This is a genomic window from Bacillus sp. OK048, assembly GCF_900103525.1.
GTDB lineage: Bacteria > Bacillota > Bacilli > Bacillales > Cytobacillaceae > Neobacillus.
This window is the reverse complement of the sequence record NZ_FNHN01000006.1, coordinates 103,916-130,829: the sequence shown is the minus strand read 5'-3', so window position 1 is coordinate 130,829 and position 26,914 is coordinate 103,916. Positions and strand designations below refer to the sequence as shown.

The following is a 26,914-nucleotide window of genomic DNA, read 5'->3' as shown; positions in this document are numbered from 1 at the left end:
TAACGCATCCTTCCTAGTAGATTCATAGCTATCTAATTAGCTGTATTTTAAACTTCCATCTGGATTAAATAGATTAAAGGAAGACCAGGCATCATTTGGGTTTTCAGAAACTTTCCATTTTTTTGGACCCCAATCTGGCGCGAATACTAAATGTGCTCCTGCGTACAGTTCAATTCGATTTCCACCTGGCTCGATCGCATAAAGGTTCAGGCCTTCGGCAACGGCATGTTTTCCTGGGCCCGATTCAATTTCAAACCCATGCTCGCGGATCGTATCAGCAGCATTTAGTAATTCTTCTCTGCTCTCTACCGCAAAACATACATGATGGAATCCACCTTTAAATCCCGCATTAATAAAAGCAATATCATGGGAAAGGTTCGACACAGACATCCAAGCGCCAATCTCATCTCCAAAATCCGAATAAATCCCCTCATTGTATCGAATTCCTAAATCTTGATAGAATAAACGATCCACAGTCGTATTATCCGTTAGTACCGTAACATGGTCTAAACGACGTACTCCAATTCCACGGCGTACTTGCTTTTGTGGGCGGTTTTTCCAAACGCTCTCTTTTCCTTCAGGTGCCTGATACCATTCAACATCCCAAAATACCTCAGATAAGTGTCCTCCAGGGGCAATAAATTGATAGGCTTTACCGTGCCCTAAATCACCGTCAATCCAACCCTTTCCTAACTCAGTTCTTTCAAGATGCTGAACTACATTTTCTAATGCTCCCTGACTGTCAGCCCGCCAGCCGATATGACCTAATCCAGGACCAGCAGCTTCTGTGATTTTTAAAGAATGGTGAAAGTAGTCTCCCCATGCACGTAAATAGACAGACTGTCCCGTTCTAGTCGTCTCTTCAAGCCCCCATACTTCCTTTAAATAATTGACTGTTTCCTCCGGTTTAGGGGATAGCAATTCTACATGTGCCAACTGCGATAAAAAATGTGGATTTACCATTATTCGTCACTCCTTATGTTTTAGTAGTTTTCTAATGTTTAAAAAAACACTATTTTAACAATGAATCCCTCCCTAAAGTGTTAACGCTTTCAAAAACAGTCAATAAATTAATAGTTGTTTTATTAACAGTTAACACAACAACTATTAGAGGTTATTTTATCAACAGGTGATTCGTTGTGTCAATATAAAGAGTCAAACTTTATCCAATTTTTAAAATATTATGATTATACTTAGATCTTTATGAATGATTTAATAGTTTTACTATTTTGCTTATGATAAATTTACAAAGACGAGACATTTTAATAAGATAGTAGTACTAGAACGAACTATTAAAGGAGAAACACAAATTGGAACATAGTTTACTTGACTCATCCGTTGGTTATTTATTAAATAGAACCGCCTTAAATTTAAATAATTTGTTTGCTCGAAGATTAAAGGACTATAATATAACACCTGAACAATTTGTGTTAATCACACGATTAATAGAGGAAGAAGGCATCAGTCAAAAAGAACTAGCCTTACGATCGGAAAAAGATCCTCCTGGTATTACCAGAATGTTAGACAACATGCTGGCAAAAGGATTAATCACTAAACAACATAACGACAGACGCTCGCTCGCCATTTATCTAACGGAAGAAGCTAGAGCGATCTATAAAGACCTTTTAATTATTGAACACCAAACCATGAAGGATATTATTAATGGGCTGACAGAAGAACAAGTGAATAGTCTTAAAACCTTGTTATCACAAATTAAGCAAAACATTGGGGAATTGGTTTGAGGAATTGGCCAATACCATAGGGAGTAGTTTATTTATAAGAACCACCCCTTTTGCGTCCTACGGCGCAGGGGTGGTTTTCTTGTATCTACACGCGATTAAAGAAGCTACAGTAGGTTTCTAGTCGATTACTTCCTTATTCTTTTTATCCTTTTTCACCATGTAAAATAAATAGAGTCCAATTAATACATAAGTGATAAACATGCTAGTAATTAACTGTGTTTCTACATTGAAGGAAGTGAATGATAACAAAAATGTCGGCAGGTGAAGTGCTAGTAATGTTACAGGCAAAATGGCCGTCTTCGCCCAAACAGAAAATAGGATAATAAAACAAAGAAGTAGCAATCCAATGACCCAACTGCCTATCATTCCAAAATCAATCATGGGCGTTTTATAAATAGAATCAACGAATAGTACTCCTACGAAAATAAGCATACTAAGGATAATCGGCAATAATAAAATGAAAAACTCCATTATTCTCGATACTTGATTTCTAGCTACATAGCGATAAGCAAACATTACTCCTCCAAAGAACAGGATACTATATACAAGCGTTCCGATAATTTTGAATAAACTATAGCTTAACGTACCTTGTATAAGGTCTCCAAAAATAGTAAATGACATGGAACCAATAATAATGAGTGGAATATATTTCGCCCAAGATCGATAGTCCGTCTTCATCTCACTTGAAATAGTCATCATATATTCCTTTGGAGATGCCCCTACAATTTGATCAATGGATTTTCCATTTTGCTCAGCCTCATGTAGATGAGCCTCAAGTTCTTCCGTAATTTCTTTAATCTCATGGTTGTTTTTCCCGCTTGAAAACAAATATACCCTTAAGTCATCAAGAAACTTCTTACTTTTTACAGATAGTTGATTTTCTACCACGTTCTCCACCTCAACCCTTAATTTTCTTACTTAATAACCGCATTCACACATTTTTCAAGTTGGCCCCATCTACTTAGAAAATCATTTAATGCTTGCTGTCCCTCGTTCGTTAATGAGTAGTACTTTCTCTTAGGGCCTGCTGTAGAATTCCTCAGAACAGAAGTGACAAGTCCTTCACGTTGCATTCTCATCAATAATGGATAGATGGTACCTTCACTGATCGTATCAAAACCATACTTACTTAAGCTCTCAGCCATCTCATATCCGTAACATTCCTTCTTCGCAATGATTGCTAAGAGGCAGCCATCTATTATTCCCTTCATCATTTGTGTTTGTGACATCCACTCACCACTCTCAATGTCTTGTATTGCAAGGTATATACCAAGTATAAATATATATACCTTGCAATGCAAGAGTATTAAGAAAATATTTCAAAGTCCAACTAAAAAGCATCCTTTCCGGTCGTTTAAAATAAGTATAAATAAATAATTACCAATAACAATAAGAACACTGCAAGTAACAGTGTTCTGTTGTTCGTCATCGATCTATATTAGTTTTCTGAAATATTTGAGAGGTAATCAGCCAGTTGAACGAAGGTTCCTGAAAAGACCTCCTGAATCATTACTTGCGACCCTTCGTAAAGCACGCTTAGATGTTTAGATGCCAATGGCTGGCGAATCTAAAGTCGGTCTGCAATTTCTCCCACGGTGAGTAGTCCGTCTCTAAGGATATTTCAACAATCTTTAATCGATTGGGCTCGGCAAGAGCACTTAATAAAGTAGTATTCATCTTAACACCACGATTTATTAGCGTTATAAACTGAACAACCTACAAATATCGACAAAGTTACACTTACCCTTCTGGTAAAATATAGTAGTCAAAGTTTTAAAATAGAATGTCGCAGGTTGTGGGGGGGAATATATTTGGGCATCATCGTAGAAAAAAAAGTTGAAGAAAATCTTCATTCACAGAAATGGTTTAAAAATTGGAAGGTTATCACGTTAAGTACCATTAGTATCATTGCACTTATTCTTGCCGCCATCAGCTATTATCAAGCAACTCACTTTAATGCCAACAGTAAGATTAATAGCATAGAAGTCAGCGGCATGACGGCAGACCAAGCTCTAAAAAGGTTACAAACATCCGTTTTAACAAATGAAATCCACATAGGTGAACAACAAATAGTAGATGGAAAAGATACGAAGATGGGATTCACAACGGATGATCTACCCAGAGTCAAACAACATTTAAAAAACCAGTGGTCATTCTTTCCCTCTTTTAAAGAAAAAGATTATACCTTAATGCCTGGCCAGCAGGACCAATATCGCCGCGAAACACTCAAAAACGAACTGGAACAAAAGCTCACCTCAATGAATCAAAGCTTAACAGCTCCTATTCATGCACATGCGTCCCTGGTAGAAGGAGAAATCGTTGTCTCGAAAAGTGTGGACGGGACACAATATGATGTCGCTAGTCTAATGGAGGAATACGAAAAGCATGGATATACGAGTGAAATTCATCTAAATCCTATCTACCTGCTTCCATTCAAAGAAGACAGCGAGAAGGTTAAAAAAGAAGAACAAAAACTACAGGAACTTCTTCAACATTCCGTTGAGTATAAAGTACAGGATAAAGTACATACATTAAGTGGCAGCGAACTAATAAAAAATGCAACGATCTCTGAGGATTTGCAGGTCTCGTTTGACCCGAGCACGATTAAAAGTAAAATTACCGAAATTAATGCTGCCCAGTCCACATTGGGTAAGGATTTCAGCTTTAAGACCCATTCAGGTTCCATTATTTCTGTTAAAGGACAAGGCTATGGCTGGGCACTAGATATGGAAAAGGAAACAGCCCAGATTCAAGCAGCATTTGAAAATGGAGAGACATCGATTACAGCTTCCAATACTCATGGAAATGGCTGGAGCGGTGAAGGCTATGGCTATGAAACCACAGCAAACAATGGGATTGGGGATACCTATGCGGAGGTGTCTATTGCCGAACAGCGGATTTGGATTTACAAAGCTGGACAATTAGTCCTGACAACCAATGTCGTTACCGGTAAACACAGCACCGGAGAAGATACATCTCCAGGAGTATGGTATATCCTTTTTAAACGAACACCTTACACATTGAAGGGCAGTGCCGTCGGCAAAGCCGATTATTCCGTTCCAGTAAGTTATTGGGCACCCTTCACAAACAGTGGTCAAGGTTTCCACGATGCTGGTTGGCGGACAAACTGGAGCAGTACTGCCTATCTAGCGGCAGGCTCCGGTGGCTGTATCAACGTCGCCCCTAATGTCATGAAAACCGTCTATGATAATCTTAGTGTTTATCAGCCAGTTGTTGTGTATTAGGAATTTAAATATCAGGAGAACGGCTTAATCCAAGATGGGTTAAGCCGCACTTTTTTAAAGAATAATTGGAAGAATGCCTACCAACTATTGAGTTTTCTTATTAGGTATTTAAACCCCTCGTATTCCGGCACTTCGGAAAACTACTGCAACCCAGAAATGCCCCTCTTTTCCCTGTCTTTAGGACCATTGGGCTCCCGCATTTACCACAGGTCTGATTAAAACCGTTTGAATCAGAATCTACCATTTTCAATGGAATGGGCTTTGCACTTCCTGGATTTAACAGCAGAATATAATCAATTAACTCATCCCTATTTACCAGCATCACTTGTCCTTTAGCGGCTAATTCTCTTGCTGCTTTGGTAAAATAGCTATTCGAAACGACCCATGCTTCCTCGGCCTTATAATACGATTTTGCCCCCAATACCTCTTGAACTGCTTTTATCCCTACATCCTTTGCATACCGCTTTGCTTGCACCACAATCTTTCTTCCGTCCTTCTTAAGCAATAGATCAGCCCCATAATCCCCGCTAGCACTCGTTACTTCCGCAGCATATCCTCTCGATTGATAAAGTTCCTTAAGATAATGCTCAAACAGAATACCATCCATCTTATCGATATCCTCAATCCCAGAATTCCTTAACCGCTCCTTTTCTCTATTACTCTTTAAAACTGCAAAAACAATAATTAATACCACGATCACTCCTACCACCATTAGTGTTAGATAAAGTTGTCGTGTAAAGTAATAGGAAATTCCAGCCACCACTAAAAGAACCGACTTTATACCATCTTCTAATTGTCTTTGTTGCTTCTTTGTCCTTCTCTTACTCAATTAAATTCCCCCATAAGAGCATAATCACCCCCCCATTCTACCATTTTCAACCAATACCCAACTACTATCTTCGACAAATAATGAGCAAATTCTTCTTAACTAAATGATTGATTAAAAGTGCCACAAGCCCTTTTGAAAAACGGGCTTTAACTCCATTTCAAGAGAATTTCTTGTCGTGGACGAAGTTTTTTTTCAATTAAATTTCTAAAAGTCTATTCAACAAAAACTATTTCCGAATTATCAATCTATTTTGTATACATTTGTATACAATTCGTAGTATATTGCTGTTAAAAACGAAAGGAAGTTTTTTATGGCTGAAACATACCGAAAATCGAAAGTTGAAAACCTCCATAGTTTAATTAAAATTTTCCTAGACCAAACAAATGAAAAATATAGTAGTCAAAGGCACATATCGGATAGAAATTACTTAAGTGGTCAATCAGATGCTTACAAGTTAGTTCTTAAAATTATAGAAAAAGACTTTGGAATACCGTTCGAGGAAAAATAACCGGTAAGGAACAATGGATAGAGGGGGAAAAAAGAGGAAGAAATACCAATTGATATTTCTTCCTCTTTTTTTCACCTCCCAACCGTTTCCCCTAAGAGAAGTTCTGAGCCCCTGTATTGTTTAATTTCATAGAAAAAGCGCCTTTACATAGTGCGAGACGCCCTAGTTAAACATTCTATTATTCTGGGTTATATTGTACCGATATACATATCAACCTCTGGAGTTTCACCAAATGTAGAAGAAAAATAATATAAAGAAAAGGGAATCAATAGGGGTGGAGCAGCTAAATATTCTCTAGTTTATGAGCGAATAAGGAAAGGGAGCAAGTATTTTTTCAGCGCTATCCACATGAGGATATTCCTTTAACTTTCCTTCATACACGAATTGAAATTTGCAAACCTTCTGCAAGTCATGTGGTGCGATAAGGGATGGAGGTTTCTCAAAATGGTTGATGTTACATTCTATTAGTAAAGTTGCAACAAACTGAGAACAGAAGTAAGCTTTTTTCCTATCTATTGGCTTATTAAACATAACACCGAATAAACCTAAAAAATTATAGCGATAGTGTTTCTTTTGGGCTTCGATCTCTTGTAAATAGTGTTTCAGCTTTTGCATTTGATCCTCTGTTACAGTAAAGGAATAAATGGCACAGTCTGCATGTGTAAATAAACCTGCCCTAACTTCCTCTTTAACAAATCCCCCAATAAATGGGTTTCTAGCTGTTTTTCTCCCGAAACTATATACCTCGGACAACTCGTTATCAAAGGCTATGGATGCATGATTATATGGTTTTCTCGTATAGAGCTTAATCAACTTTGTTAAAAAGGAACCTGAATTTGTTAAAAGAATATACACCCTTTTTCCCATCATTATCAACCTCCTCAAAGAGACACATTGGTGATGAGCTCCGTTTTTAACCGCTCACTTTTAAGTTCGCTATCCACTGCATTTTTCAACCCATCCGTGTTGCTGTTGATAGGTAGGATTTTCCCTCGTATCAAAGGATTAAGGGCTATTAAAAACGGATTAATGCAAATGTCAGCCCTAAAGAAATTTACATTAAAAATTGGAAACTAAGAGGGTGTAAAAAAAATGGATATTATATCCTCTAATTTCCTATTGTCTTTTTTTTATTGGCTGTGTTAAAGGAAAATGTTGATTTAATAACTATGTTGATTTTTGCGGAAGGCGCGAGACTCCTGCAGGAGGACGGGATAGGGGAGACCCCGCAGGCGCTTTAGCGCCGAGGAGGCTTCCCGAACCGCCTGCGGAAAGCGAAGCGCCTCGTGACAGGCAAAGACCGCCTGTCACTGCGGTGATTATTCAAAGAAGCATTCCTTAGTGGAGCACAAATCAACAGCCAAGTTTAACACAGCCTTTTATTAAAATGCTATTTCGTATGATAAAAAGGTATTTTCTCGTTTTAAAATCTGTATTTGTTAAATTTTTGAAGGTTATCTTTATGACATTGGGCCTGACCCCAAAATCAAAGATGAGCAACTTCTCTTCATTCAAAGAAGCAAGCTGCTTGATTTGAGGAAGAAAAGAATGCCATCACCACTTTGATACATTCCTATTTTCCTTTTGATCCGTACCTTTAATATTTTAAAAAGCTATCGATACATACTTTACTTCTAGGTACTCTTCAATCCCGTGATGACCACCTTCTCTTCCTAAACCACTATCTTTAAACCCTCCGAACGGTGCTTGAGCAACAGCAGGAAGTCCATCATTAAGACCTATTATTCCATATTCAAGTTTTTCACTAATCCGGATTAAACGGTAGCGATAGCTCAATGTAATCTAAATCGTTTGTAGTTGGAATTTCGTTATTTGCATAGAAGTAAATCTAGGAATGGGGCAGTTTATCCTTTTTGCAACGTGGCTATTTGTTTTCTAGTTGTACCTCCTAAGGGTGGCATAATGAATAAAAGCCGGAACATCATTCCGGCTTCCTTCTATCTATTCTAATGCTGCTTTCACTTCTTCTACCATCGATTGTGTTGACGTAATCCCATTTCCTGCAATGTACCAATTCACCGCGTCTAGGTAAATTATCTTTCCATTTTTATACGCATTTGTTTTCATTACCAACTCATTTTCAAGGGTATCTTTTGCTCCTACTTCCCCACCAATTGCAGCAGAACGGTCAACAACAAATAGAACATCTGGATTTTTTTCTAAAATATATTCAAACGTGACACTTTGACCGTGCTGGGAAACTTCCAGGTTGTCGTCTACTGCTTTGAAGCCAAATACATCATGTACAAATCCATAGCGCGATCCCTGGCCAAAGGCACTTACTTTTCCTTCATTAGCCAATAAAATCAATGTTTTGCTGTCAGATGCGGAGGCTTCTTTATTTAACGCTTCAATACTAGCATTTAGCTCATTCATTTTTTCATCAAGTGCGTCTTCCTTTTCAAAAACTTCAGCTAAAAGTTTGAAGTTCTTTTCAAGAGAGGACATGTAGTTTGCATAATCTACATCTACAAATACCGTTGGGGCAATTTCTGCAAATTGGTCATATAGCTCTGCTTGCCTTGATGAAATGAAAATAACATCTGGCTGCAATTCATGCAGCGCTTCAAAATCAGGTTCTTTTAAGCTTCCAACATTGGTATATTCTGAACCTGCATACTTCTCTAACTTCTTTGGTACAATTGCTTGTGGAAGAGCAGTAATTTCTACACCCAAAGTATCTAGCGCATCTAGTACTCCAAAATCAAATACAACTACTTTCTTGGGGTTCTTTTCAATGGTAACCTTTCCGTATTTATGGGTAATCCTGACTTCTTTCGCTTCTTCCGTTTTCTCACCTTCATTACCTGAGGATTTACTCGCTTCTTCTGTGCTGCCGCACGCTGCTAATATGAAAATCATTGCGAACATAATAGCTATAAATCTTAATTTTTTCATCCTTTTAGTCTCCTTTAGAATTAAATTTAGCCAAAATACGTATGTACACTCGTCTTTTAGAACATCAGAAAAACTCTCTGTCTACCAGTTGAATCTTGTGTTCAGCTCCTCTTATTTATCGATTTAATTGAAAATGATTATCATTATCACATTTATATATTATAGTCATAAGAAAATTGTGTCAATAGGTAATTGAGAATTATTTTCAACTAAAGTTCTTAATAAATGGTGCCAGGTTGGTGCCTGTCTTTTTCAGTGGCGGGTTAACGACCATAAAGCTATTAATCAAAATGGGCTTGTTATGGAAGAGTATTATAATGTCTCGTATGATTGAGTAATTTTCGTAAAAAAAGGTAAAGCTCGAATTTACATGCAGCCATAAATCGAAGCAACAAACGCGCCGTAGAGTTTAACACAGTCTTAAAAAAGGTTATTTTCAACAAAAGGAGAACTTAATAAAGGAGTATCAAAATTTTGATTAGAGGGAAATGAAATGATTACATTAGAGGAAGTAACTAAACAAAACTGGTTAGACATTATAAGACTTAGTAGTGCAGAAGACCAACAAAACAGAGTATTCGAAAAAACAATTGCATCAAACTGTTTATCTTTAGCACAAGCCAGTATGGAAGAGAATTGGACAGTTAAAGCTATCTATCAAGGTGATACACCAATAGGCTTTACGATGTATGGGTATTCAGAAGAACTTTCTGGCTATGAAATTTGTAGAATTATGATTGATTACAGGTTTCAAGGAAATGGGTATGGTAGGGAGGCATTACTGTTGGTCATAAAAGAAATGGTGAACCAATTTAAGTGTGACGAAATATTTATAACCTTTGTTCCCGAAAATGAAAAAGCAAAACAACTATATGTATCAGTAGGTTTTAGAGATACCGGCAGAGTAATCAAGGCTGTTGATGATGAATTAATCTATTCCATAAAAAGCAAGAACCAAATACACTAGAGGATGAACGTGTTATATCCCTGTGTTAATAGCCCCATTTTGGCTGAATCTACTTTTTTTTTGTTTTCTAATGAAAAAAACACAAACGAAAAGCAGTGAATATCACTGCTTTTCGTTTGCCGTCTTATTCGAATGCTTTAATGGACGGAGCCTCATAGTTTAAAAACCTTTCGAGTAAGGCCGCAGGTTCATCCTCAATAATCGCCATTGAACGGAATTTCTCTTGCAAGAATTTTTGGTCGATCATATGATCAAACAAGCTGATCAGCGGATCATAATAATGATGAATATTGAGCAGGCCGCATGGCTTTTTATGCAAACCAATTTGCCCCCAGGTGAATACTTCAAAAAATTCCTCTAGCGTACCAGTTCCTCCAGGCATGACGACAAACCCATCGGCAAGCTCGACCATTTTAGCCTTTCGCTCATGCATCGTTTCCACTTTATACAGCTCTGTTAACCCTCGATGTGATATTTCACGTTGTTCCAACACTCTCGGGATTACACCAATCACATTCCCGCCTTCACCTAAAACGGTATCCGCAACTGCCCCCATCAGGCCAATACTCGAACCACCGTAAACTAAAGTGATGTTCCGTTTTGCAAGCTCTTTTCCTAATTGGATCGCGCCTATTTTATAAGCTTCTGAAGCACCCAAACTTGATCCGCAATAAACCGCTAATCGTTTCACGCTACAGCCTCCCAAATTATTAATCCCACTTTAATCTGATTATAGTTAATACTAGCGTTGAAAACAAAGTAAAAGCAGGGAGAATCCCCTGCTTGTTAAGAAAAGCTGCGTTCTTGTTTTTTATATGTGTGAGAAAATGCTCCTGGTTTCTCCCACTTATACGGCAAATGTTTCGTTTTTTGATTGATGATAGAGATAAGTTCATCGAATCCCTTCATCGCATAGAGATTAAAGGCTAGACCACCGGTAGTCTTCACCAGTATACTCCGTGTAGGCAAATGGTCCTCTTCGCTTACGTTATCATAGAATTTGGTTTCCGCGACCTCTTGCCATCCATATTCATGGATTGATGTTCCTTTCCCCCTATTGGTATTCTTCACCGTGAAGCCGTCTTCGTGACAAATAACGGTTGTATCGTTGCCATATATATAAAACAAAAATGAAACCACCACTGCTAACAACAGAGCTAATATACCGAGTAAAACATGAATCGTAATAACTCCAATACCAATAATTCCAATGATAGCAGCCGCAATTGCCGCCAATCTTACCGAATTTTTATTCGAAAACTCTTTACCCATCACAACACCCCTTTTGAAAATTTCATGTAATCCATTTCATTATATGTATGTCCAAAAAACTACATAAAAAACACACACTAACCACTAGCACCCTTTAATATTCATTATTTAATGTATAATTGCCCAAAAATGCATAAACGGTGACAGGCACCATTACTATCTTAAGAAATTCTTAAGATTTCTCGTAAATCAATATTAAGATTTTTAGTTTACTATTATGATATTAATAGCAGTAATGAGAGAGCAGGGTGAAGGATGGAGCATTATTTTGTACTAGTGGTCGATGACGAAAAGGAAATCCGCGACGCGATTGAAATTTACCTTAAGAATGAGGGAATTACGGTCTTAAAAGCAAAGGACGGATTGGAGGCACTTGAGGTTCTAAGTGAGCGCCAAATCCATCTAATCCTTTTAGATGTAATGATGCCAAGGCTTGATGGAATTTCAGCTACCTTTAAAATACGAGAAAAGAACAATATCCCGATCATCATCCTAAGTGCCAAGAGTGAAGATACCGACAAGATTCTTGGGCTACAGGTTGGCGCAGATGACTATATCACAAAGCCATTTAATCCCATGGAACTTGTGGCCCGCGTTAAATCACAGCTGCGAAGATATGTAACCTTTGGCACCTATGAAGGAATTAAAAAAGTCATTGATTTGAATGGACTCACCTTCGACCGAGAAGCAAAGGAAGTCACCGTCCATGGCGAACCTGTGAAACTAACACCGATTGAATACAAAATCGTAGAACTCCTCATGACCAATGCCGGGAGGGTGTTCTCGATTAATGAAATCTATGAGAGAGTTTGGAAAGAGCCCGGCTACAATGCTGAAAACACAGTAGCCGTCCACATTCGCAAAATCCGCGAGAAGATTGAAATTGACCCGAAGAATCCAAGATTTGTAAAGGTGGTGTGGGGCATTGGCTACAAAATTGAAAAATAGAATGGCGATTGCTGTCCTGACACTATTGTTCACCTTCGGACTTAGCAGTCTCTTATCCTTGTTCATCTTGGCAAACTCGTACTCAAGCAAAGACTATTTCCAAACTCCACAATTTTGGAGCGAGCTCGAGCAATTTTCCGGCTATTTAAGTGTATTTGAACTAAATGACAAGACCTTAGAGGAAGCGAAGAAATCACTGAAGATCGAAGAAGCGGGGATCAATCAATATCGTTTTCGCAATGGAAACTTATCCGAGCAGATTGCAAGTATTGAAGCAGAATTTGCGTCCCAGCCGGTTTTTGATAACCCAGGGGAAAATGCTCCATTAGCAGCGAAAAGAGATACAGAAATTGCGGAAATTACGAAAATTTTTAACGATGAGGAGTATGTGAAAACGAAGATACTCAAAGAAAAAGAACAGCGTTTAGAAAAGTACTACAAAGAAAGAGAAAACTATCGGAAAGACTTTTTACGCTACCAAAAGGCTTTTCTTTACTATTTTACAGAGGGCCCAAAGGTTTACACCAATTTAAATCTGGCTTCAAACGATTCAGCCACTAAATACTGGAGTGATAAAAATACCGCTTTATATGTAACTAGCTATTCACTATCAAGAGATCATGGGTTTCGCTTTACGATTTCCGATGATGGCGAAATCATCGACTCTATTTTTCCAGAAAATAATGAAGTGGTAGAAGGGCAAATCGCTGTCCGTAACTCCGCTAACTTCTTAACGGAACAAAAGAAAGAGTATGAAGAAACACAATTCTTCCTGATAATCTATAGCTCGGCTGGTTTACTTGCGCTCATTTTATCGCTTTTTTGGATAAAAAGATCAAAGGCATTGACGACTGAAGTGGAGCGGTGGCGACCTATTTATACGAAACTTCCAATTGATGTAAGAGCGGTTTTACTGCTTGGTAGCTTTGTCGCTGCAATGCTTACCCACATTATTGTCAGTGATTATTGGCTTTATATAGACAGGAATACCTATTTATATAGTGTCGAGCTCGGTCTGATGGCTATTTTAGCAACCGTTCTGTGCGGCGTAACCCTTTTGCAGTGGAAGCTTTTATCGACAGAAAATTGGACATCCGCTTGGCAAAAGACACTTTTACAAAAAGGTGGACGTTTTGGTAAGGTCATTTACCAGAAGTCAGTCGTTTATCTTGATCGATTGGCGGACAGCCTGCATGAAGCCTTTTTAAATCGCAGCACAGGTACACAGCTGTTTATCGTTTTGGGAACGGTGTTTGCGCTAGGTCTAGCGGCCATCATGGTCGTCATTCACCCTGTTTTTATACTCGTTTATCTAATACTTCTAGCTGTGATTGGAATTCCACTTATGATCACCATCGTCAATCGAATTGGCTATTTTAACCGAATCGTTGAAAAAACAAATGAACTGGCCGTAGGTAAATTAGGTGAAGACCTTCAGCTGACCGGAAAAACTGCATTGGCGACCCTTGCTGGTAATGTAAATGTATTAAAACAAGGCGTGAAGGCCTCCGAAAACGCACAGGCAAAAAGCGAACGCCTAAAAACGGAGTTAATCACAAATGTCAGCCATGATCTGCGGACACCGCTAACCTCGATTATTACCTATACTGAGCTTTTAAAAGCGGAAGCATTAACAAACGAGGAAAAAAGTGCTTATCTAGAAATCATCGACCGAAAATCAAAGCGTTTAAAGATCCTGATTGATGATTTATTCGAAGTATCAAAGATGGCGAGTGGGAACATAGAGTTATCGAGGGAAAAGGTCGATCTCGTCCAGCTTTTACAACAAGCACTTGGTGAATATGATGACATGATTCAAGAATCGACGTTGCAGTTCCGCGTCACCAACCCAGAAAGTCCTTTATGCGCTTGGGTCGACGGTCAAAAGTTCTGGCGTGTATTCGATAACGTGATTGGCAACATCCTTAAATACTCACTTGAAAACTCACGGGTTTATATTGCAATCGTTGAAAAAGATGACCAAGCGGTAATCACCTTTAAAAATATATCTAAATATGAAATGAGTGATAACAGTGATGAACTGTTTGAACGCTTCAAACGCGGCGATACTTCAAGGCATACAGAAGGATCAGGCCTCGGTCTTGCGATAGCCAAATCTATCATCGATCTGCATGATGGTACACTGGACATCGAAACAGACGGCGATTTATTTAAAGTCATGATTCTATTAAACATACTAGATTAATAGATTCTTAACGATTACTTAATAATGAATTTACAATTAAGAGATAGTATTAAATAGAGGAAGAGTAAAGCCAATTTGCCCTTTTTCATGACCCCTATTGGATTCGGCTTAGCCGAATCATTTTTTTTTGGAAAATTTTACGAAACCATTACTACTATCATCCGTATAACTACTATTAGGAAAGAAGGTGACGCATATGCAGAAAAAGTGGTTTACTAGCTTAATCTTGTTTGCAATGCTATTTATTTTTCCAAGCACAAGTTTGGCTGTGGAGTATTCCATTACCAATGTAAAAATGGACGCGTTCTTACAAGAAAATGGAGATGTCCAAGTTGAAGAAATCCATACATATGAATTTGCAGGTAAATTTAACGGAATAACCCGTGAAGTGATTCCTAAAAAAGGAGCTGCCATCAGCCAATTTACGGCAAGGGAAAACGGGCAGCCTTTAAAAATTGAAAGAGAAGATGACCTCTACAAAGTCCACCGTAAAGGAGCGGATGAAACCATTACCGTAACGCTCCACTATACGATTAAAAACGGGATGGAGATTTATCAGGATGTGGCCCAAATTTACTGGCCGTTTTTCGATGAGCGGAATGAATCTTCCTACGAAAATCTGACAATCACCATTCATCCGCCTAAACCGACTGACGATGTGATTGCCTTCGGATATGATGAAGCCACTAACAAGGTAACGATACAGGAAGATGGTGCTGCACTTTTTCATTTAGGCTTTGTTCCTGACGGTACCAACGGGGATATCCGCGTTGCCTATCCAGTCAGCCTTTTTCCGGCTGCGCCTAAAACTGCAGTTAAACCGATGAAAGAGGACATACTAAAGGCAAAGCAAGAACTTATCGACCAGGCTGCCGCTGATGCGGCAACAAGAGAAACACTTTCCACGATTAGCACGATAGGCATTCCCGCTTTTACACTTGTTTTACTAGTGTTAATGGGAAGTAATTGGCTGGCAGCACGAGCCAAAACAAATGACTTCATGCGGGAAGGCAGTACGTTTCATTCTGTACCAAAGCAAATCTTGAGCTTACCAGCAACGATTTTCTTTACAAACAATGGCTATCTGCCCCCACAAGCGATGGCTGCTGGATTGCTTGATTTGGTGCGACAGGGCTATGTGAAAAAGACGTCAACCGACAGCTTTGAGAGGATCAATCCTAAATCACCTTTAAAGCACGAGAATGTGTTACTGGAGTTTCTTTTTGATAAAATCGGGTCAAAAAATACCTTTAGCTTTAACAATTTAACAACCTATACCATTAACAAGCTAAATCATGGTAAATACCGTTCATTTCAAGCACAGTGGCTGCAAGCAGTTAAGCAAGAAGTTGTAGACCATTCCCTTTATGAAAACAAAACGGGTTATCGATTACTTGTTGGTTTTTCTAGTGTATTGTTGCTTCCGTTTTTGTTCCTTTTCCCGATTCATGACCTTGTAGGATCCTTTTTTGCGGCACTTCTACTGTTTCTTACGGTTATCATCTACGCCATTGTTTATCGCCCTAAAACGTGGGAAGGTGCCCGAATTGCTTACGACTGGAAACAATTTAGGGTTCGCTTTAAAGAATTACCACAGGAAGAGTGGGAAAAATGGTCGGAAGATGATCAGATGCGCGCCTATATATACGGACTCGGAATCAGCAGCAAAGAGATTGATCGAAAGCATGATGCACTAATAGAAGCACTAACTTCGGATAATGACGTTTATGACGATTATAATGTTTCTGCTGGCTTCTACGCCATTGCCTTTATCGGACCTGACACTTCTGCAAAATTCCGCTCTGCTAATGAGTCAACAAGCAGCAGTGACGGCGGCGGGAGTTCCAGTTCTGGTGGGGGATCAGGTGGAGGCGGCGGTGGGTCAGGTGCTTTTTAAATGAAGCTTGAGATAATTCTCAAGCTTTTTTACACTATAAAAAGAAGGATACTAAACAATGAAACGGGAATTAGTAGTGTTATTAGGCCCTGTTATTATTCATTGTTGATTTTCGTGTAAGTATGAGATTTCATAGGCGGAGAATTTCCGGCTAATGTATATAGTGGAGGCAGTAGAAGCAGATATAAGCGGAGATATTCCGATTAACTGCTCTAAATAAGCCAAAATCCATCCATTTGGACAATATAAGCGGAAAAATGCCCCTTATTTTAATGGAAATATGGGTGTTTCCCAATTTAAACGGAATTTTTCCGCCTATTTTTCAAACAGAGTGAAATCAACATTCAGCTATAACAGAGCCTATTATTGATTCTATAATTTAATGGAGGTTATCGTATGTATCCAAATATACTAAGACATCCGGGACCAACACCCATTCCTAAAAAGGTTCAGCTAGCCATGAACCAGGATATGATTAGCCATCGTACGGAAGAGTTTGTACGGCTCTATCAAGAAACAACCAATCGGGTAAAACCTATTTTCGGGACAAAACAAGATATTTTACTGCTGCCATCAGGCGGTACTGCAGCATTAGAAGCGGCGGCCGTAAATACGGTTTCCCCTGGAGAAGAAGTGGTGGTCATCACGGTCGGCGCCTTCGGAAATTACTTCGTCTCGATTTGTGAGAAATATGGATTCAACGTACATAAGCTCGAAAAAAATTGGGGCGAAGCATGTACGGAGGAAGACCTAATCGAGTTTCTTAAACCCCTATCAAATATAAAGGCTGTTTTTGCAACCTATAACGAAACCTCAACAGGGATCATAAACCCGATTGGAAAATTAGCAAAAGTTGTCCGTACGCACACTGATGCGCTATTTATCGTCGATGGAGTCAGTTGTCTAGGCGGTGCTCCAGCTGAAATGGATCAATGGGGAATTGATATCTTAGTAACAGGATCACAAAAAGCGATGATGCTGCCCCCTGGTCTTGCGCTAGTAAGTGTCAGCGAACGGTCATGGAAAGTGATAGAGGAAACTACGAAACCTGCCTATTACTTAGATTTGCTAAGCTATCGCGACTGGGCAGCAAAAGGGATGACCCCCAATACCCCTGCCATTTCACTGATTTTTGGACTTTCCGCTGTCTGTGATTTAATCGAGGAGGAAGGCGGATTTTCGCAAACAGTAGCCCGCCATGACCTAATGAAAAATATGGTTCGTGAGTCCATGAAGGCTCTTTCGATTGGACTGTTGACATCCGATGAGCATGCCTCACCGACGATAACGGCGATATGTGCTCCTAAAGGTATCGAAATTCCAACATTTATTGGCCATTTAAAGGAGAAATACCACCTTGATTTTGCAGGCGGTCTTGGCCACCTGCAAGGGAAGATTTTTAGATTTGGCCATATGGGCTATTGCTTCCCAAGCGACATCCTTCAAGCCGTTTCTCTTATCGAAGCTGGATTACAGGATTTCTCCTATTCCTTTGAAGCAGGTGCTGGAGTGAAAGCAGCACAGAATGTTTTCTTGGCTGCGCAGCGGAACTAACATTGTACGCACGAGATATTGTCGAAATGACAATGTCTCGTGCCTTTCCAAATCTTGCACCTCTACAAATCCAAACATGTTATATATTTAAACTTTTTTTGCATTCCCCTTATCAAAAAAAATACTCACAAATGCTGACATCCAACATTTGTGAGTATTTTGGATTGATTTTTTATTCTGCTTCGCCCACTACAGTAAATCTTTCATTTACATGCTTTGGATTTTCGACTTCATCTACTACGGCAAGAGCAAAGTCTGCATAGCTTATATAGCTGTCACCGTTTGAATTGACCAGAAGGTGATCTTTCCCTGACTGATAAGTTCCTGTTCTTTTTCCTTCCGCATCGAAGACAGCAGAAGGGCTGATAAATGTCCATGTTAAGTCCGCCGATTCCTGTAATTCTTGTAGGTTCCTTCCTTGACCTTTCGCCGTTGGTTTAACAAAATCCGGAAATTCAGGAGTATCAATTAGTTTTACGGTTTTGTTTTCGTCGACAAAAAGACTTCCAGCTCCGCCAACAACGATTAATTTGGTACCTGTTCCTTTTAGTGCCTCAATTAGCGCATGACCTGCATCCACATGAGCTTGCTCTTCTCCAAGCGGAGCACCAAAGGCATTAATAACAACTTCAAATGCATTTACATCACTAGTTGTTAAATCGAAAACATTTTTCTCAATGACTGCTACATTTTTATCTTGAAGTTTTGATGCATCTCTTACAATAGCCGTTACTTGGTGTCCCCTGCTAACGGCCTCTTTCAAAATCAGACTTCCTGCTTTTCCACTTGCTCCGATTATCGCGATATTCATAAAATTCCTCCTGATCGTTATTTCCTTGTTGCCTTTCTAACCACTGGCGCAACCTCTGTTGCTAATAATTCAATATTTTCGGCTACTTTATTAAAAGGTAAACCACCTATATCAACTTGCGCTAGGAAACGTGTGTGACCAAAAAGTTCATGTTGGCGAAGAACTTTCTCGACAATTTGCTGCGGACTGCCTACGAACAATGCTGTATTTGGACTAGCCATATGCTCAAAGTCAGCCCTTGACATCCTCGTTCCCATTCCCCGTTGGCGATTCACATAGGCCCAATAATTTGAATAGTAAGGAAAGAACTCGTCTTTGGCTTGCTGTGTCGTTTTAGCCATGTACGTATGCCCTGTTACACCCACTTTTAATACTTCTGGTGAGTGACCTGCCTCAAGCCCTGATTTACGGTATAGGTCTACTAGCGGCTTAAAACGTAATGGATCACCGCCTAAAATGGCCAGCGCCATTCCTACCCCAAATCTTCCAGCACGAACAGCACTCTCTGGGGTTCCACCAACGCCAATCCAAATCGGGATTTGACCCTGTACAGGTCGTGGTGAAATTTCGGCATTTCTTAAGGCTGAACGATGATTTCCTGACCAAGTAACGGTCTCATTTTTATTTAATTTTAAAAGCAAATCCATATGTTCGGTAAAAAGCTCATCATACTCATTTGTGCTATACCCAAAAAGAGGGAATGATTCAATAAAGGCACCTCGGCCAGCAAGTATCTCTGCACGACCGTCTGATAGCAAATCCAAGGTTGCAAAATCCTCGAATAAGCGTACAGGGTCAAGTGTACTTAACACACTTGTTGTACTGGTTAATCGAATACGTTCGGTGACTTGGGCAATGGCCGACAAAACAACAGCTGGGGAGGAGACGGCGTAATCTAACCGATGGTGTTCCCCTACCCCAAATACATCCAATCCGGCTTCATCGGCAAGCCTTGCAGCTTCTAAGATTTCTCTCATCCGCTGCTTGGCCGTAATCGTTCTACCCGTTAGAGGATCCGGACCAATATCTGCAAGTGTGTAGATGCCAATTTCGATGCCGTTTTCTTCAATAGTAGACAATTGGATTCCTCCCAATTTTATATTGCTAACTCCACTCGATTTCCAGATGGATCATGCGTTACGTATTTATTGTTTTCTTCCGTAACATTCGCACCAATCTGTCTCAAATTGCTTACGACTTGATTACGTGCTTCTTCATTCGACAAAATGAGTGTGAAAGCTTCTAGACCTACGCTATTTTTAGCAGGAGTTGGTGCTCCTACCCCATTCCAAGTATTAAGGCCAATATGATGGTGGTATTTTCCAGACGAAATGAAAAGCGCCTGGCCGCCATATCGATTGACGACATCAAATCCAAGTCCTTTTACATAAAACTCTTCTGTTTTTTTCAATTCAGAAACATGTAAATGAATATGGCCCATTACCGTTCCCTCTGGCATTCCATTCCAAGTGGTGCCTGGCACCACAGTGGTTAGTAGATTTTTAAAATCAAGTGGATCAACGGTCATCGCCACTTCTTCACCTTTCCAGCTCCATTCAGCAGGAGCTCGATCGATATAAATCTCAATTCCGTTTCCATCCGGATCATCTAAATACAATGCCTCACTTACAAGGTGATCCGAAGAGCCAAACTTTACTCCCTTATTTACCAAATGAACAACAATATTGGCCAAATCCGACCTTTTTGGTAAAAGGATCGCAAAATGATATAAACCTGTTGTTCTTCCTTTTTTCGGTATAACATTTTCAGGTTGTTCCAGTGACAAAATACTCGTTTTACCATCACTTGTCAGCTTTACTGTGGAAGCTGTTTGTTCTAAAATATCGAAACCAAGGACTTCTTGATAAAAAAATAACGAACGCTGTAAATTTTCTACCTTAATTTTGACATGCCCTACAAATGTAGTTGGTTTAGTGTGAAAGCCCATTTGATTGTCCTCCTAGGATTTTTAAAATTTTGTTAAGTTACTTACTTTATGTAACTAAGTATATTTCTGTATATAGTTTTTGTCAAGAAACTAGGTTTATATTTGTTACCCCTTTGTGGTATACTATTTTATATAGAGAGGTGTTAGTACGATGACGATGAAACAGCCAACCATTTGTCCTAGATTTGAAAAAGCCATTTCGCTATTAAGTCAACGATGGACTGCATTAGTTATTTATCAATTATTATCAGGTACGCACCGGTTTAGTGAGATCCAATCAGCGATTGGTATAAGCGGAAAAGTATTATCCGAGCGCTTGAAGGATTTAGAACACCAAGGTGTCGTTACACGTAAGGTTATACCTGAAACACCTGTAGTGATTGAGTACTCATTAACAGAAAAGGGTCATTCACTCGAACCCATTTTACGAGAAATCGAGAACTGGTCTCAACTTTGGGTTCCACCTGTAACGGAGTGATTCTTTTCGCTAACTAAATCAAAACAGCTAGTATGATTATGTGCAAAAAAGCTACAAAAAAAAGGTAGAATTTTTTTTAAAAATCACTATTGCTATTATGAACATATATTGATAATATAAAATAGCTAATTGGAAAGCTAATATTCAATCTATATCGAGTCTTTCCAAGCAGATAATTTTGACCACTTCTTCACCGGAGTTAAGGCCATACGGACAGCCGGGTCAAATGCCGATTGGCAACTTTAGTTGCCTTATTGATTGAGTTAAAAGCTCAAATTTTATAAGTTGGTTACTTTACAACCAGTGCATATGCACAAAACTTGTGAAACGGTCAATAAGAGTGGTAAAAGTGATTATTTGCTATATAGACTCTGATCTTATGATGATATATTTTGAATATTAAAAGAGCTTTCTTACCTATGGTCCTAGGACTTTTATAGGAGACGTATGACTATGGTCATTCGTATGCCTTTTAATATGAACGATTATATCTAAAGCAAGCAAGTGTAGTGCGCGATGAGGCGTTTTCCACTTGCTTTTTTTGTTGGAAAAAAATTTTATTTTAGTTGGGAGATAGGGAAAAATGGGAAAAGCACTTATTATTGGCGCTGGCGGCGTAGCTTCAGTAGCCGTTCATAAATGTGTTCAAAACAGTGAAGTTTTTGAAGAAATTTGTATCGCAAGCCGTACAAAATCTAAATGTGATGATTTAAAAGCAAAATTAGATGGAACTAGCAAAACGAAAATCACTACTGCACAAGTCGATGCAGATAATGTGGATGAGTTAATCGCTTTAATTAATGAAGTAAAACCAGATATCGTTATGAACTTAGCGTTGCCATACCAAGATTTAACGATCATGGATGCGTGTCTTGCTACAAAGACACATTATATGGATACAGCAAACTATGAGCCAGAAGATACGGCAAAATTCGAATACAAATGGCAATGGGATTACAAAGAGCGCTTTGAAAAGGCTGGCATTACAGCTCTTTTAGGAAGCGGATTTGACCCAGGTGTAACAGGTGTATTCTCTGCATATGCGCTAAAGCATTATTTTGATGAAATCGAATATATCGACATTCTTGATTGTAATGGCGGCGACCACGGCTATCCGTTCGCTACTAACTTTAACCCTGAAATCAATATCCGTGAAGTTTCTGCTAACGGCAGATACTGGGAAAATGGTGAATGGATCGAAACTGAGCCAATGGAAATCAAACGCGAATATAACTTCGCTGAAGTTGGCCAAAAAGATATGTACTTGCTTTACCATGAAGAGCTTGAATCACTTGCGCAAAACATCCCAGGAATTAAGCGTATTCGTTTCTTCATGACATTTGGCCAAAGCTATATTACGCACCTTAAAGCGCTTGAAAATGTTGGTATGACGAGCATCGAACCAATCGAATTCGAAGGAAAGCAAATCATTCCACTTCAATTTTTGAAGGCAGTTTTACCAGATCCAGCTTCCCTTGGACCACGTACAGTTGGTAAAACCAACATCGGCTGTATCTTCAAAGGCAAAAAAGACGGAAAAGATAAGACGTATTACGTGTACAATATTTGTGACCACCAAGAATGCTATAGAGAAGTCGGTTCACAAGCCGTCTCTTATACAACAGGCGTTCCTGCCATGATTGGTGCAGCGATGATCATGACTGGCAAATGGAATAAACCAGGCGTATTCAATATTGAAGAATTTAATCCAGATCCATTCATGGAAGAGTTAAACAAATGGGGACTTCCATGGGTAGAAGATTTTAATCCAATTCTTGTTGATGAGTTGCCAGAAGAAGCACATCAGCCTGAGTTAGTTAAGTAAACATGCGTTTCGAAGAACTACCTACACCGTGTTATGTAGTCGATAAAGAGCTAATTGAAAAAAACCTTAAAATCCTGAACGGTGTTATGCAGCGTACTGGAGCGAAGATTGTTTTAGCACAAAAAGCCTTTTCGATGACAACAATGTATCCCCTCATTGGACAATATTTAAGCGGTACAACAGCAAGCGGCTTATATGAAGCACGTCTAGGCTACGAAGAAATGGGCAAAGAAAATCATGTCTTTGCCCCTGCCTACCGTGACGATGAAATCGATGAAATTATCTCCATTTGTGATCATATAATCTTTAATTCCTTCTCTCAGTTGGAGAGATTTAAACATAAAGCACTTCAAGCCGGCAGAAAAGTCGGCTTGCGCATCAATCCTGAATGTTCTACCCAAATTGGGCATGCTATCTATGATCCATGCTCACCAGGTTCTAGATTTGGTGTAACGTTAGAGCATTTCCGTCCCGATTTGCTTGACGGTGTTTCCGGACTTCATTTCCATACACTTTGCCAGCAAAACTCAGATGATTTAGAAACCACTTTAAATGCAGTCGAAGAAAACTTTGGGCAATGGCTTCCGCAAATGGAATGGATTAACTTTGGCGGCGGTCACCATATCACAAGAGAAGATTATGATATTCCTAGATTAGAAGCTTGCATTAAAAGAATGCAGGAAAACTACGGATTAGAAGTATATCTTGAGCCAGGCGAGGCCATTGCGCTCAATGCAGGATACCTAATTACGTCTGTCCTAGATTTACATCAAAACAAGTTGGATATTGCGATTCTTGATACGTCTGCAACCTGTCATATGCCGGATGTATTGGAAATGCCTTATCGCCCGCCTCTTTATGGATCAGGTGAAGCAGGGGAAAAGCCCTATACCTATCGTCTTGGCGGACAAACCTGCCTAACAGGCGATGTGATTGGCGATTATTCTTTTGACCAGCCGTTACAAAGCGGTGATCGACTCGTTTTTGGCGATATGGCGATATACACGATGGTTAAAAACACAACCTTTAACGGTATGCCGCTTCCAGCGATTGCGGTTCAAGATAAAGACGGAGATTGCCAAGTCGTGCAAAAGTTTGGCTATCAAGATTTTAAAATGCGATTAGCTTAATCGTGAAAAACCAGATTCTGAAAATGGGAATCTGGTTTTTTTATAGCATCAAACCTATTCGTTACCTTGAACCGCAAAAATGAGCTGCGGAGGGCACGAATAACTACTATTCGTTACCTTGATCCACTAAAACGAGCCGGCGAGGGCACGAATAGCTTCTATTCGTTACCTTGATCCACTAAAACGAGCCGGCGAGGGCACGAATAGCTTCTATTCGTTACCTTGATCCACTAAAACGAGCTTAGACGGGCACGAATAGCTTCTATTCGTTACCTTAAACCACTAAAACGAGCTTGTGCGGGCACGAATATAATCGAACAAAAAAACCATCCTGCCCGGTATCCAGCAGGATGGTTTTTTCAGTTATGCTGCTCTTCTTTTTTGATAGAATACGATGCCCCCGCCAACGATCACAAGAAGTAATCCCATCACTAAGAGGTTAACATGATTGGTCGCTGTATTAGGCAGTTTATGTCCAGTATTGCTTGCCTTTGATTCGACCAACGTATTAGTAGGCTTATTATTATCTGAAGAAGACACTTTACCTACTCCATTTGAATCCTGTTTACCGCTGTTATCAACCGGTGCAGGAGGAGTTGGTTCCGCTACCGTAATGCTAGCTGTCGCTGTGTGCGCTCCACTCTTAGTTTGCACGGTAATCGTTGCACTTCCTGCACCGACCGCCGTTACCAATCCATCACTGGTCACGGTAGCCACTTTTTCATCAGAGCTTGTCCAAGTAACTACCTTATCATCTGTTGCATCAACTGGTTGAATAGCTGCACTTAATTTTACTGTTTCGCCAACTTTAAGACTTGCTTGCGTTTGATCAAGAGTTATTCCTGCAATACGTTTAATTGGATCAACTTGAATTTCATTTACAGAAACCGTTCCACTCACTTCGTTTCCAACTAAAACAAGCGGACGTCCGGTTGGACTTACCTCTGCGGCAATAAATTCAAGTCCTTCTGGTGATACATCTCCAGCAATCGCTTGGGAGAAATCTCTGCTGTTAAGATAGTTGGCAAACTGAGGATTCTGTGGATTTGAAATGTTATAGGTCATAAACCCGCCAATTCTCTCAAGTCCAACAAATGCATAGACCTGATCGCCAATCATGCCCACTTTTACATCTTCTGGCTCCGGCCCTTTTTTCGCACTGCGTTTTTCAAATACATTATCATCATTTGACCAGTTAAAATTGTCCGGATAACGTTGAGAGGTAATCATTTCGAAATCACTGCCACTATCATAGACAAGCTCCATGGTGTCGGCATTCCAAATAGAGAACGAACGGCCGCCTAATGTATAAATCGCATCAGTTCCCCGATCGGTTAGTACTTCAAGTTTATTATAATCCTTTGAATTTTTCATTTTATCAAATGCAGCTTGTGCTTCTTCTGCAGTAAATCCTTCAAAAAGGTCAGTGTTTAATGCGATCGTATCCTTCACATCTTTAAATTCAGCTACATTGATAAAAGTGGGATCATCCTCTGGCCATTCAGTGGCATCTCCTTCATTAGCCGTAAGCAGATAATCAGTACCACTAATGTTTACATAGGCAACAGAATCTGGCATATATGCTCCTAAAATTGGAAGTCTTTCGATTTCGATTTTTCCATTTCTTGCAGCATCCAGTTCATTTCCTACTAAAGAATGGTCTTTATATCCAAGCGACTTTACAGATAACACTTTGCCTGCTTTGATATCAATGGTGGCAATCGCATTATTCTCTTGCAGAGTTACAAACGCTTTCGTGCTATCGTTAGAAACAGCAATGAATTCTGGTTCTAAATCTGTTACCGCGTCTGCTTTTGATCCATTTTTCCGAATATGAACATCATCAGCAATAACAGTTTCATCGGTAAATTTCACTTGCGTTACGATACCTGTTTCAACTTCAACAATCGTAACCGATCCTTCCGGGTCCACCCCTTCAAGTCCACCGCGAGGCTCTGCTTCATTTGCCGATAGAATGTATTTCGCATCAGGTGTTAGTTTAACCATATCCGGCTGGACACCTGCATCGTATGTTTTTTTGATGTCGCCATCATAATTCATCACAACAATTTTCCCGTTTTTGGTATAATCAACATCTTGAACAGCTGCCACGATCGTATCGTTTGACGTATTAATTTCGATACTCGTTAAGTCACCATATGTAAAACTATCTGTGTTTACCGCTGCTGCAATATTAATAGATGTTTCTTTTTGAAGCTGTTGCTCTGTGTCCGAAGAGATTAACCCTTTTAAACTAACAATATCAAGAGTTTGTCCAAAGCCATTGATGACGTAAAATTTTTGGTTGTCCGCATTGTATTTTACGATTTCAGCAACGCCGCCATCTTTATTGGTTTGCCCTATGCTATACCCTGCGATTTTTTTGATGTCTAACGTAGTAGAAATTCCCGTTTCCGCACTCACATTTTGAACATTAAATGGAACGCCTGTTAACAGGATACTTCCTGCTAATACCAATTTTCCGAATATGTTGCGCTTAACATGACTCTTCATTTCATTTCCCCCTGATCGTTAATGCTGTTCCTATATCTTGCGCATTCTAGGTATTTTGACACTATTACTATAGTAGCAAAGGGTTTTGTTTATTTTATTGAATATTTGTAAAATTACTGTA

Annotated in this window: 22 protein-coding genes and 1 pseudogene; 10 read left to right on the top strand and 13 right to left on the bottom strand. The window is 39.4% G+C overall.

Annotation, left to right across the window (positions count from 1 at the left end; all coding sequences use genetic code 11):
* Positions 1-36: 36 nt before the first annotated feature.
* Positions 37-963, bottom strand: coding sequence for a VOC family protein (locus BLR86_RS12715; RefSeq protein WP_090761945.1), 927 nt, complete (start codon positions 961-963; stop codon positions 37-39).
* A gap of 347 nt (positions 964-1,310) precedes the next feature.
* Between BLR86_RS12715 and BLR86_RS12710 the strand changes: the two genes are divergently transcribed.
* The gene (locus BLR86_RS12710) at positions 1,311-1,742 is read left to right on the top strand and encodes a MarR family winged helix-turn-helix transcriptional regulator (protein ID WP_090761943.1); all 432 of its coding nucleotides are present in this window, start codon (positions 1,311-1,313) and stop codon (positions 1,740-1,742) included.
* Between the two features lie 117 nt (positions 1,743-1,859).
* Here BLR86_RS12710 and BLR86_RS12705 read toward each other — a convergent pair whose 3' ends face one another.
* The gene (locus tag BLR86_RS12705) at positions 1,860-2,630 is read right to left on the bottom strand and encodes an HAAS domain-containing protein (RefSeq protein WP_090761940.1); all 771 of its coding nucleotides are present in this window, start codon (positions 2,628-2,630) and stop codon (positions 1,860-1,862) included.
* 26 nt (positions 2,631-2,656) lie between these two features.
* Positions 2,657-2,971, bottom strand: coding sequence for a PadR family transcriptional regulator (locus BLR86_RS12700; RefSeq protein WP_090761938.1), 315 nt, complete (start codon positions 2,969-2,971; stop codon positions 2,657-2,659).
* A 582-nt stretch (positions 2,972-3,553) separates the two neighbouring features.
* Here BLR86_RS12700 and BLR86_RS12695 point away from each other — a divergent pair.
* Complete coding sequence (locus BLR86_RS12695; RefSeq protein ID WP_254782320.1) at positions 3,554-4,987, top strand: L,D-transpeptidase family protein; 1,434 nt, start codon at positions 3,554-3,556, stop codon at positions 4,985-4,987.
* A 100-nt stretch (positions 4,988-5,087) separates the two neighbouring features.
* Here BLR86_RS12695 and BLR86_RS12690 read toward each other — a convergent pair whose 3' ends face one another.
* From BLR86_RS12690 to BLR86_RS12670, 4 genes and pseudogenes are all read right to left on the bottom strand, one after another.
* Positions 5,088-5,816 carry a restriction endonuclease gene (locus BLR86_RS12690; RefSeq protein ID WP_254782319.1) on the bottom strand — a complete coding sequence of 243 codons (729 nt, stop codon included), beginning with the start codon at positions 5,814-5,816 and terminating at the stop codon, positions 5,088-5,090.
* An 802-nt stretch (positions 5,817-6,618) separates the two neighbouring features.
* Positions 6,619-7,194, bottom strand: a complete 576-nt coding sequence (locus BLR86_RS12680) for a hypothetical protein (RefSeq protein ID WP_090761934.1) — start codon at positions 7,192-7,194, stop codon at positions 6,619-6,621.
* A 735-nt stretch (positions 7,195-7,929) separates the two neighbouring features.
* Positions 7,930-8,100: pseudogene (locus BLR86_RS12675) on the bottom strand (aldehyde dehydrogenase family protein); the annotation flags it as partial.
* Between the two features lie 186 nt (positions 8,101-8,286).
* Positions 8,287-9,243, bottom strand: coding sequence for a siderophore ABC transporter substrate-binding protein (locus tag BLR86_RS12670; RefSeq protein WP_090761932.1), 957 nt, complete (start codon positions 9,241-9,243; stop codon positions 8,287-8,289).
* 493 nt (positions 9,244-9,736) lie between these two features.
* Between BLR86_RS12670 and BLR86_RS12665 the strand changes: the two genes are divergently transcribed.
* Complete coding sequence (locus BLR86_RS12665; protein ID WP_090761930.1) at positions 9,737-10,210, top strand: GNAT family N-acetyltransferase; 474 nt, start codon at positions 9,737-9,739, stop codon at positions 10,208-10,210.
* A 124-nt stretch (positions 10,211-10,334) separates the two neighbouring features.
* On the opposite strand, the gene BLR86_RS12660 is transcribed toward BLR86_RS12665, so the two are convergent.
* Both BLR86_RS12660 and BLR86_RS12655 read right to left on the bottom strand, forming a co-directional pair.
* Positions 10,335-10,901 carry an LOG family protein gene (locus tag BLR86_RS12660; RefSeq protein WP_090761928.1) on the bottom strand — a complete coding sequence of 189 codons (567 nt, stop codon included), beginning with the start codon at positions 10,899-10,901 and terminating at the stop codon, positions 10,335-10,337.
* 95 nt (positions 10,902-10,996) lie between these two features.
* Complete coding sequence (locus tag BLR86_RS12655) at positions 10,997-11,482, bottom strand: hypothetical protein (RefSeq protein ID WP_090761926.1); 486 nt, start codon at positions 11,480-11,482, stop codon at positions 10,997-10,999.
* A 255-nt stretch (positions 11,483-11,737) separates the two neighbouring features.
* Here BLR86_RS12655 and BLR86_RS12650 point away from each other — a divergent pair, with 255 nt between their 5' ends.
* The 4 genes from BLR86_RS12650 to BLR86_RS12635 all read left to right on the top strand — a co-directional run bounded on the left by BLR86_RS12650 (position 11,738) and on the right by BLR86_RS12635 (position 18,087).
* Entirely contained in the window at positions 11,738-12,430 is a 693-nt protein-coding gene (locus tag BLR86_RS12650; protein WP_090761924.1) for a response regulator transcription factor, read from the top strand.
* A complete protein-coding gene (locus BLR86_RS12645) occupies positions 12,408-14,636 on the top strand; it encodes a sensor histidine kinase (RefSeq protein WP_090761923.1) in 2,229 nt (742 codons plus the stop codon). Before BLR86_RS12650 ends, BLR86_RS12645 begins: the two co-directional genes overlap by 23 nt.
* Positions 14,637-14,832: 196 nt before the next feature.
* Complete coding sequence (locus BLR86_RS12640) at positions 14,833-16,533, top strand: DUF2207 domain-containing protein (RefSeq protein ID WP_090761921.1); 1,701 nt, start codon at positions 14,833-14,835, stop codon at positions 16,531-16,533.
* 396 nt (positions 16,534-16,929) lie between these two features.
* The gene (locus BLR86_RS12635) at positions 16,930-18,087 is read left to right on the top strand and encodes a pyridoxal-phosphate-dependent aminotransferase family protein (RefSeq protein WP_090761919.1); all 1,158 of its coding nucleotides are present in this window, start codon (positions 16,930-16,932) and stop codon (positions 18,085-18,087) included.
* 172 nt (positions 18,088-18,259) lie between these two features.
* Here BLR86_RS12635 and BLR86_RS12630 read toward each other — a convergent pair whose 3' ends face one another.
* The 3 genes from BLR86_RS12630 to BLR86_RS12620 are packed head-to-tail and all read right to left on the bottom strand — an operon-like array spanning position 18,260 to position 20,846.
* Positions 18,260-18,898, bottom strand: coding sequence for an NAD(P)-dependent oxidoreductase (locus tag BLR86_RS12630; RefSeq protein ID WP_090761917.1), 639 nt, complete (start codon positions 18,896-18,898; stop codon positions 18,260-18,262).
* A gap of 17 nt (positions 18,899-18,915) precedes the next feature.
* Positions 18,916-19,977 carry an LLM class flavin-dependent oxidoreductase gene (locus BLR86_RS12625; RefSeq protein ID WP_090761915.1) on the bottom strand — a complete coding sequence of 354 codons (1,062 nt, stop codon included), beginning with the start codon at positions 19,975-19,977 and terminating at the stop codon, positions 18,916-18,918.
* A gap of 17 nt (positions 19,978-19,994) precedes the next feature.
* The gene (locus BLR86_RS12620) at positions 19,995-20,846 is read right to left on the bottom strand and encodes a VOC family protein (protein ID WP_090761914.1); all 852 of its coding nucleotides are present in this window, start codon (positions 20,844-20,846) and stop codon (positions 19,995-19,997) included.
* A 157-nt stretch (positions 20,847-21,003) separates the two neighbouring features.
* Between BLR86_RS12620 and BLR86_RS12615 the strand changes: the two genes are divergently transcribed.
* The 3 genes from BLR86_RS12615 to nspC all read left to right on the top strand — a co-directional run bounded on the left by BLR86_RS12615 (position 21,004) and on the right by nspC (position 24,279).
* Positions 21,004-21,324: a winged helix-turn-helix transcriptional regulator gene (locus BLR86_RS12615; protein WP_090762302.1), complete on the top strand. Its 321-nt coding sequence runs from the start codon at positions 21,004-21,006 to the stop codon at positions 21,322-21,324.
* Between the two features lie 583 nt (positions 21,325-21,907).
* Positions 21,908-23,149 carry a saccharopine dehydrogenase family protein gene (locus BLR86_RS12610; protein WP_090761912.1) on the top strand — a complete coding sequence of 414 codons (1,242 nt, stop codon included), beginning with the start codon at positions 21,908-21,910 and terminating at the stop codon, positions 23,147-23,149.
* A gap of 2 nt (positions 23,150-23,151) precedes the next feature.
* Positions 23,152-24,279 carry a carboxynorspermidine decarboxylase gene (gene nspC, locus BLR86_RS12605; protein ID WP_090761910.1) on the top strand — a complete coding sequence of 376 codons (1,128 nt, stop codon included), beginning with the start codon at positions 23,152-23,154 and terminating at the stop codon, positions 24,277-24,279.
* A gap of 363 nt (positions 24,280-24,642) precedes the next feature.
* Here the strand turns inward: nspC and BLR86_RS12600 are convergent, their stop codons facing one another.
* Positions 24,643-26,793 carry a choice-of-anchor I family protein gene (locus BLR86_RS12600; protein WP_090761908.1) on the bottom strand — a complete coding sequence of 717 codons (2,151 nt, stop codon included), beginning with the start codon at positions 26,791-26,793 and terminating at the stop codon, positions 24,643-24,645.
* Positions 26,794-26,914: the final 121 nt, after the last annotated feature.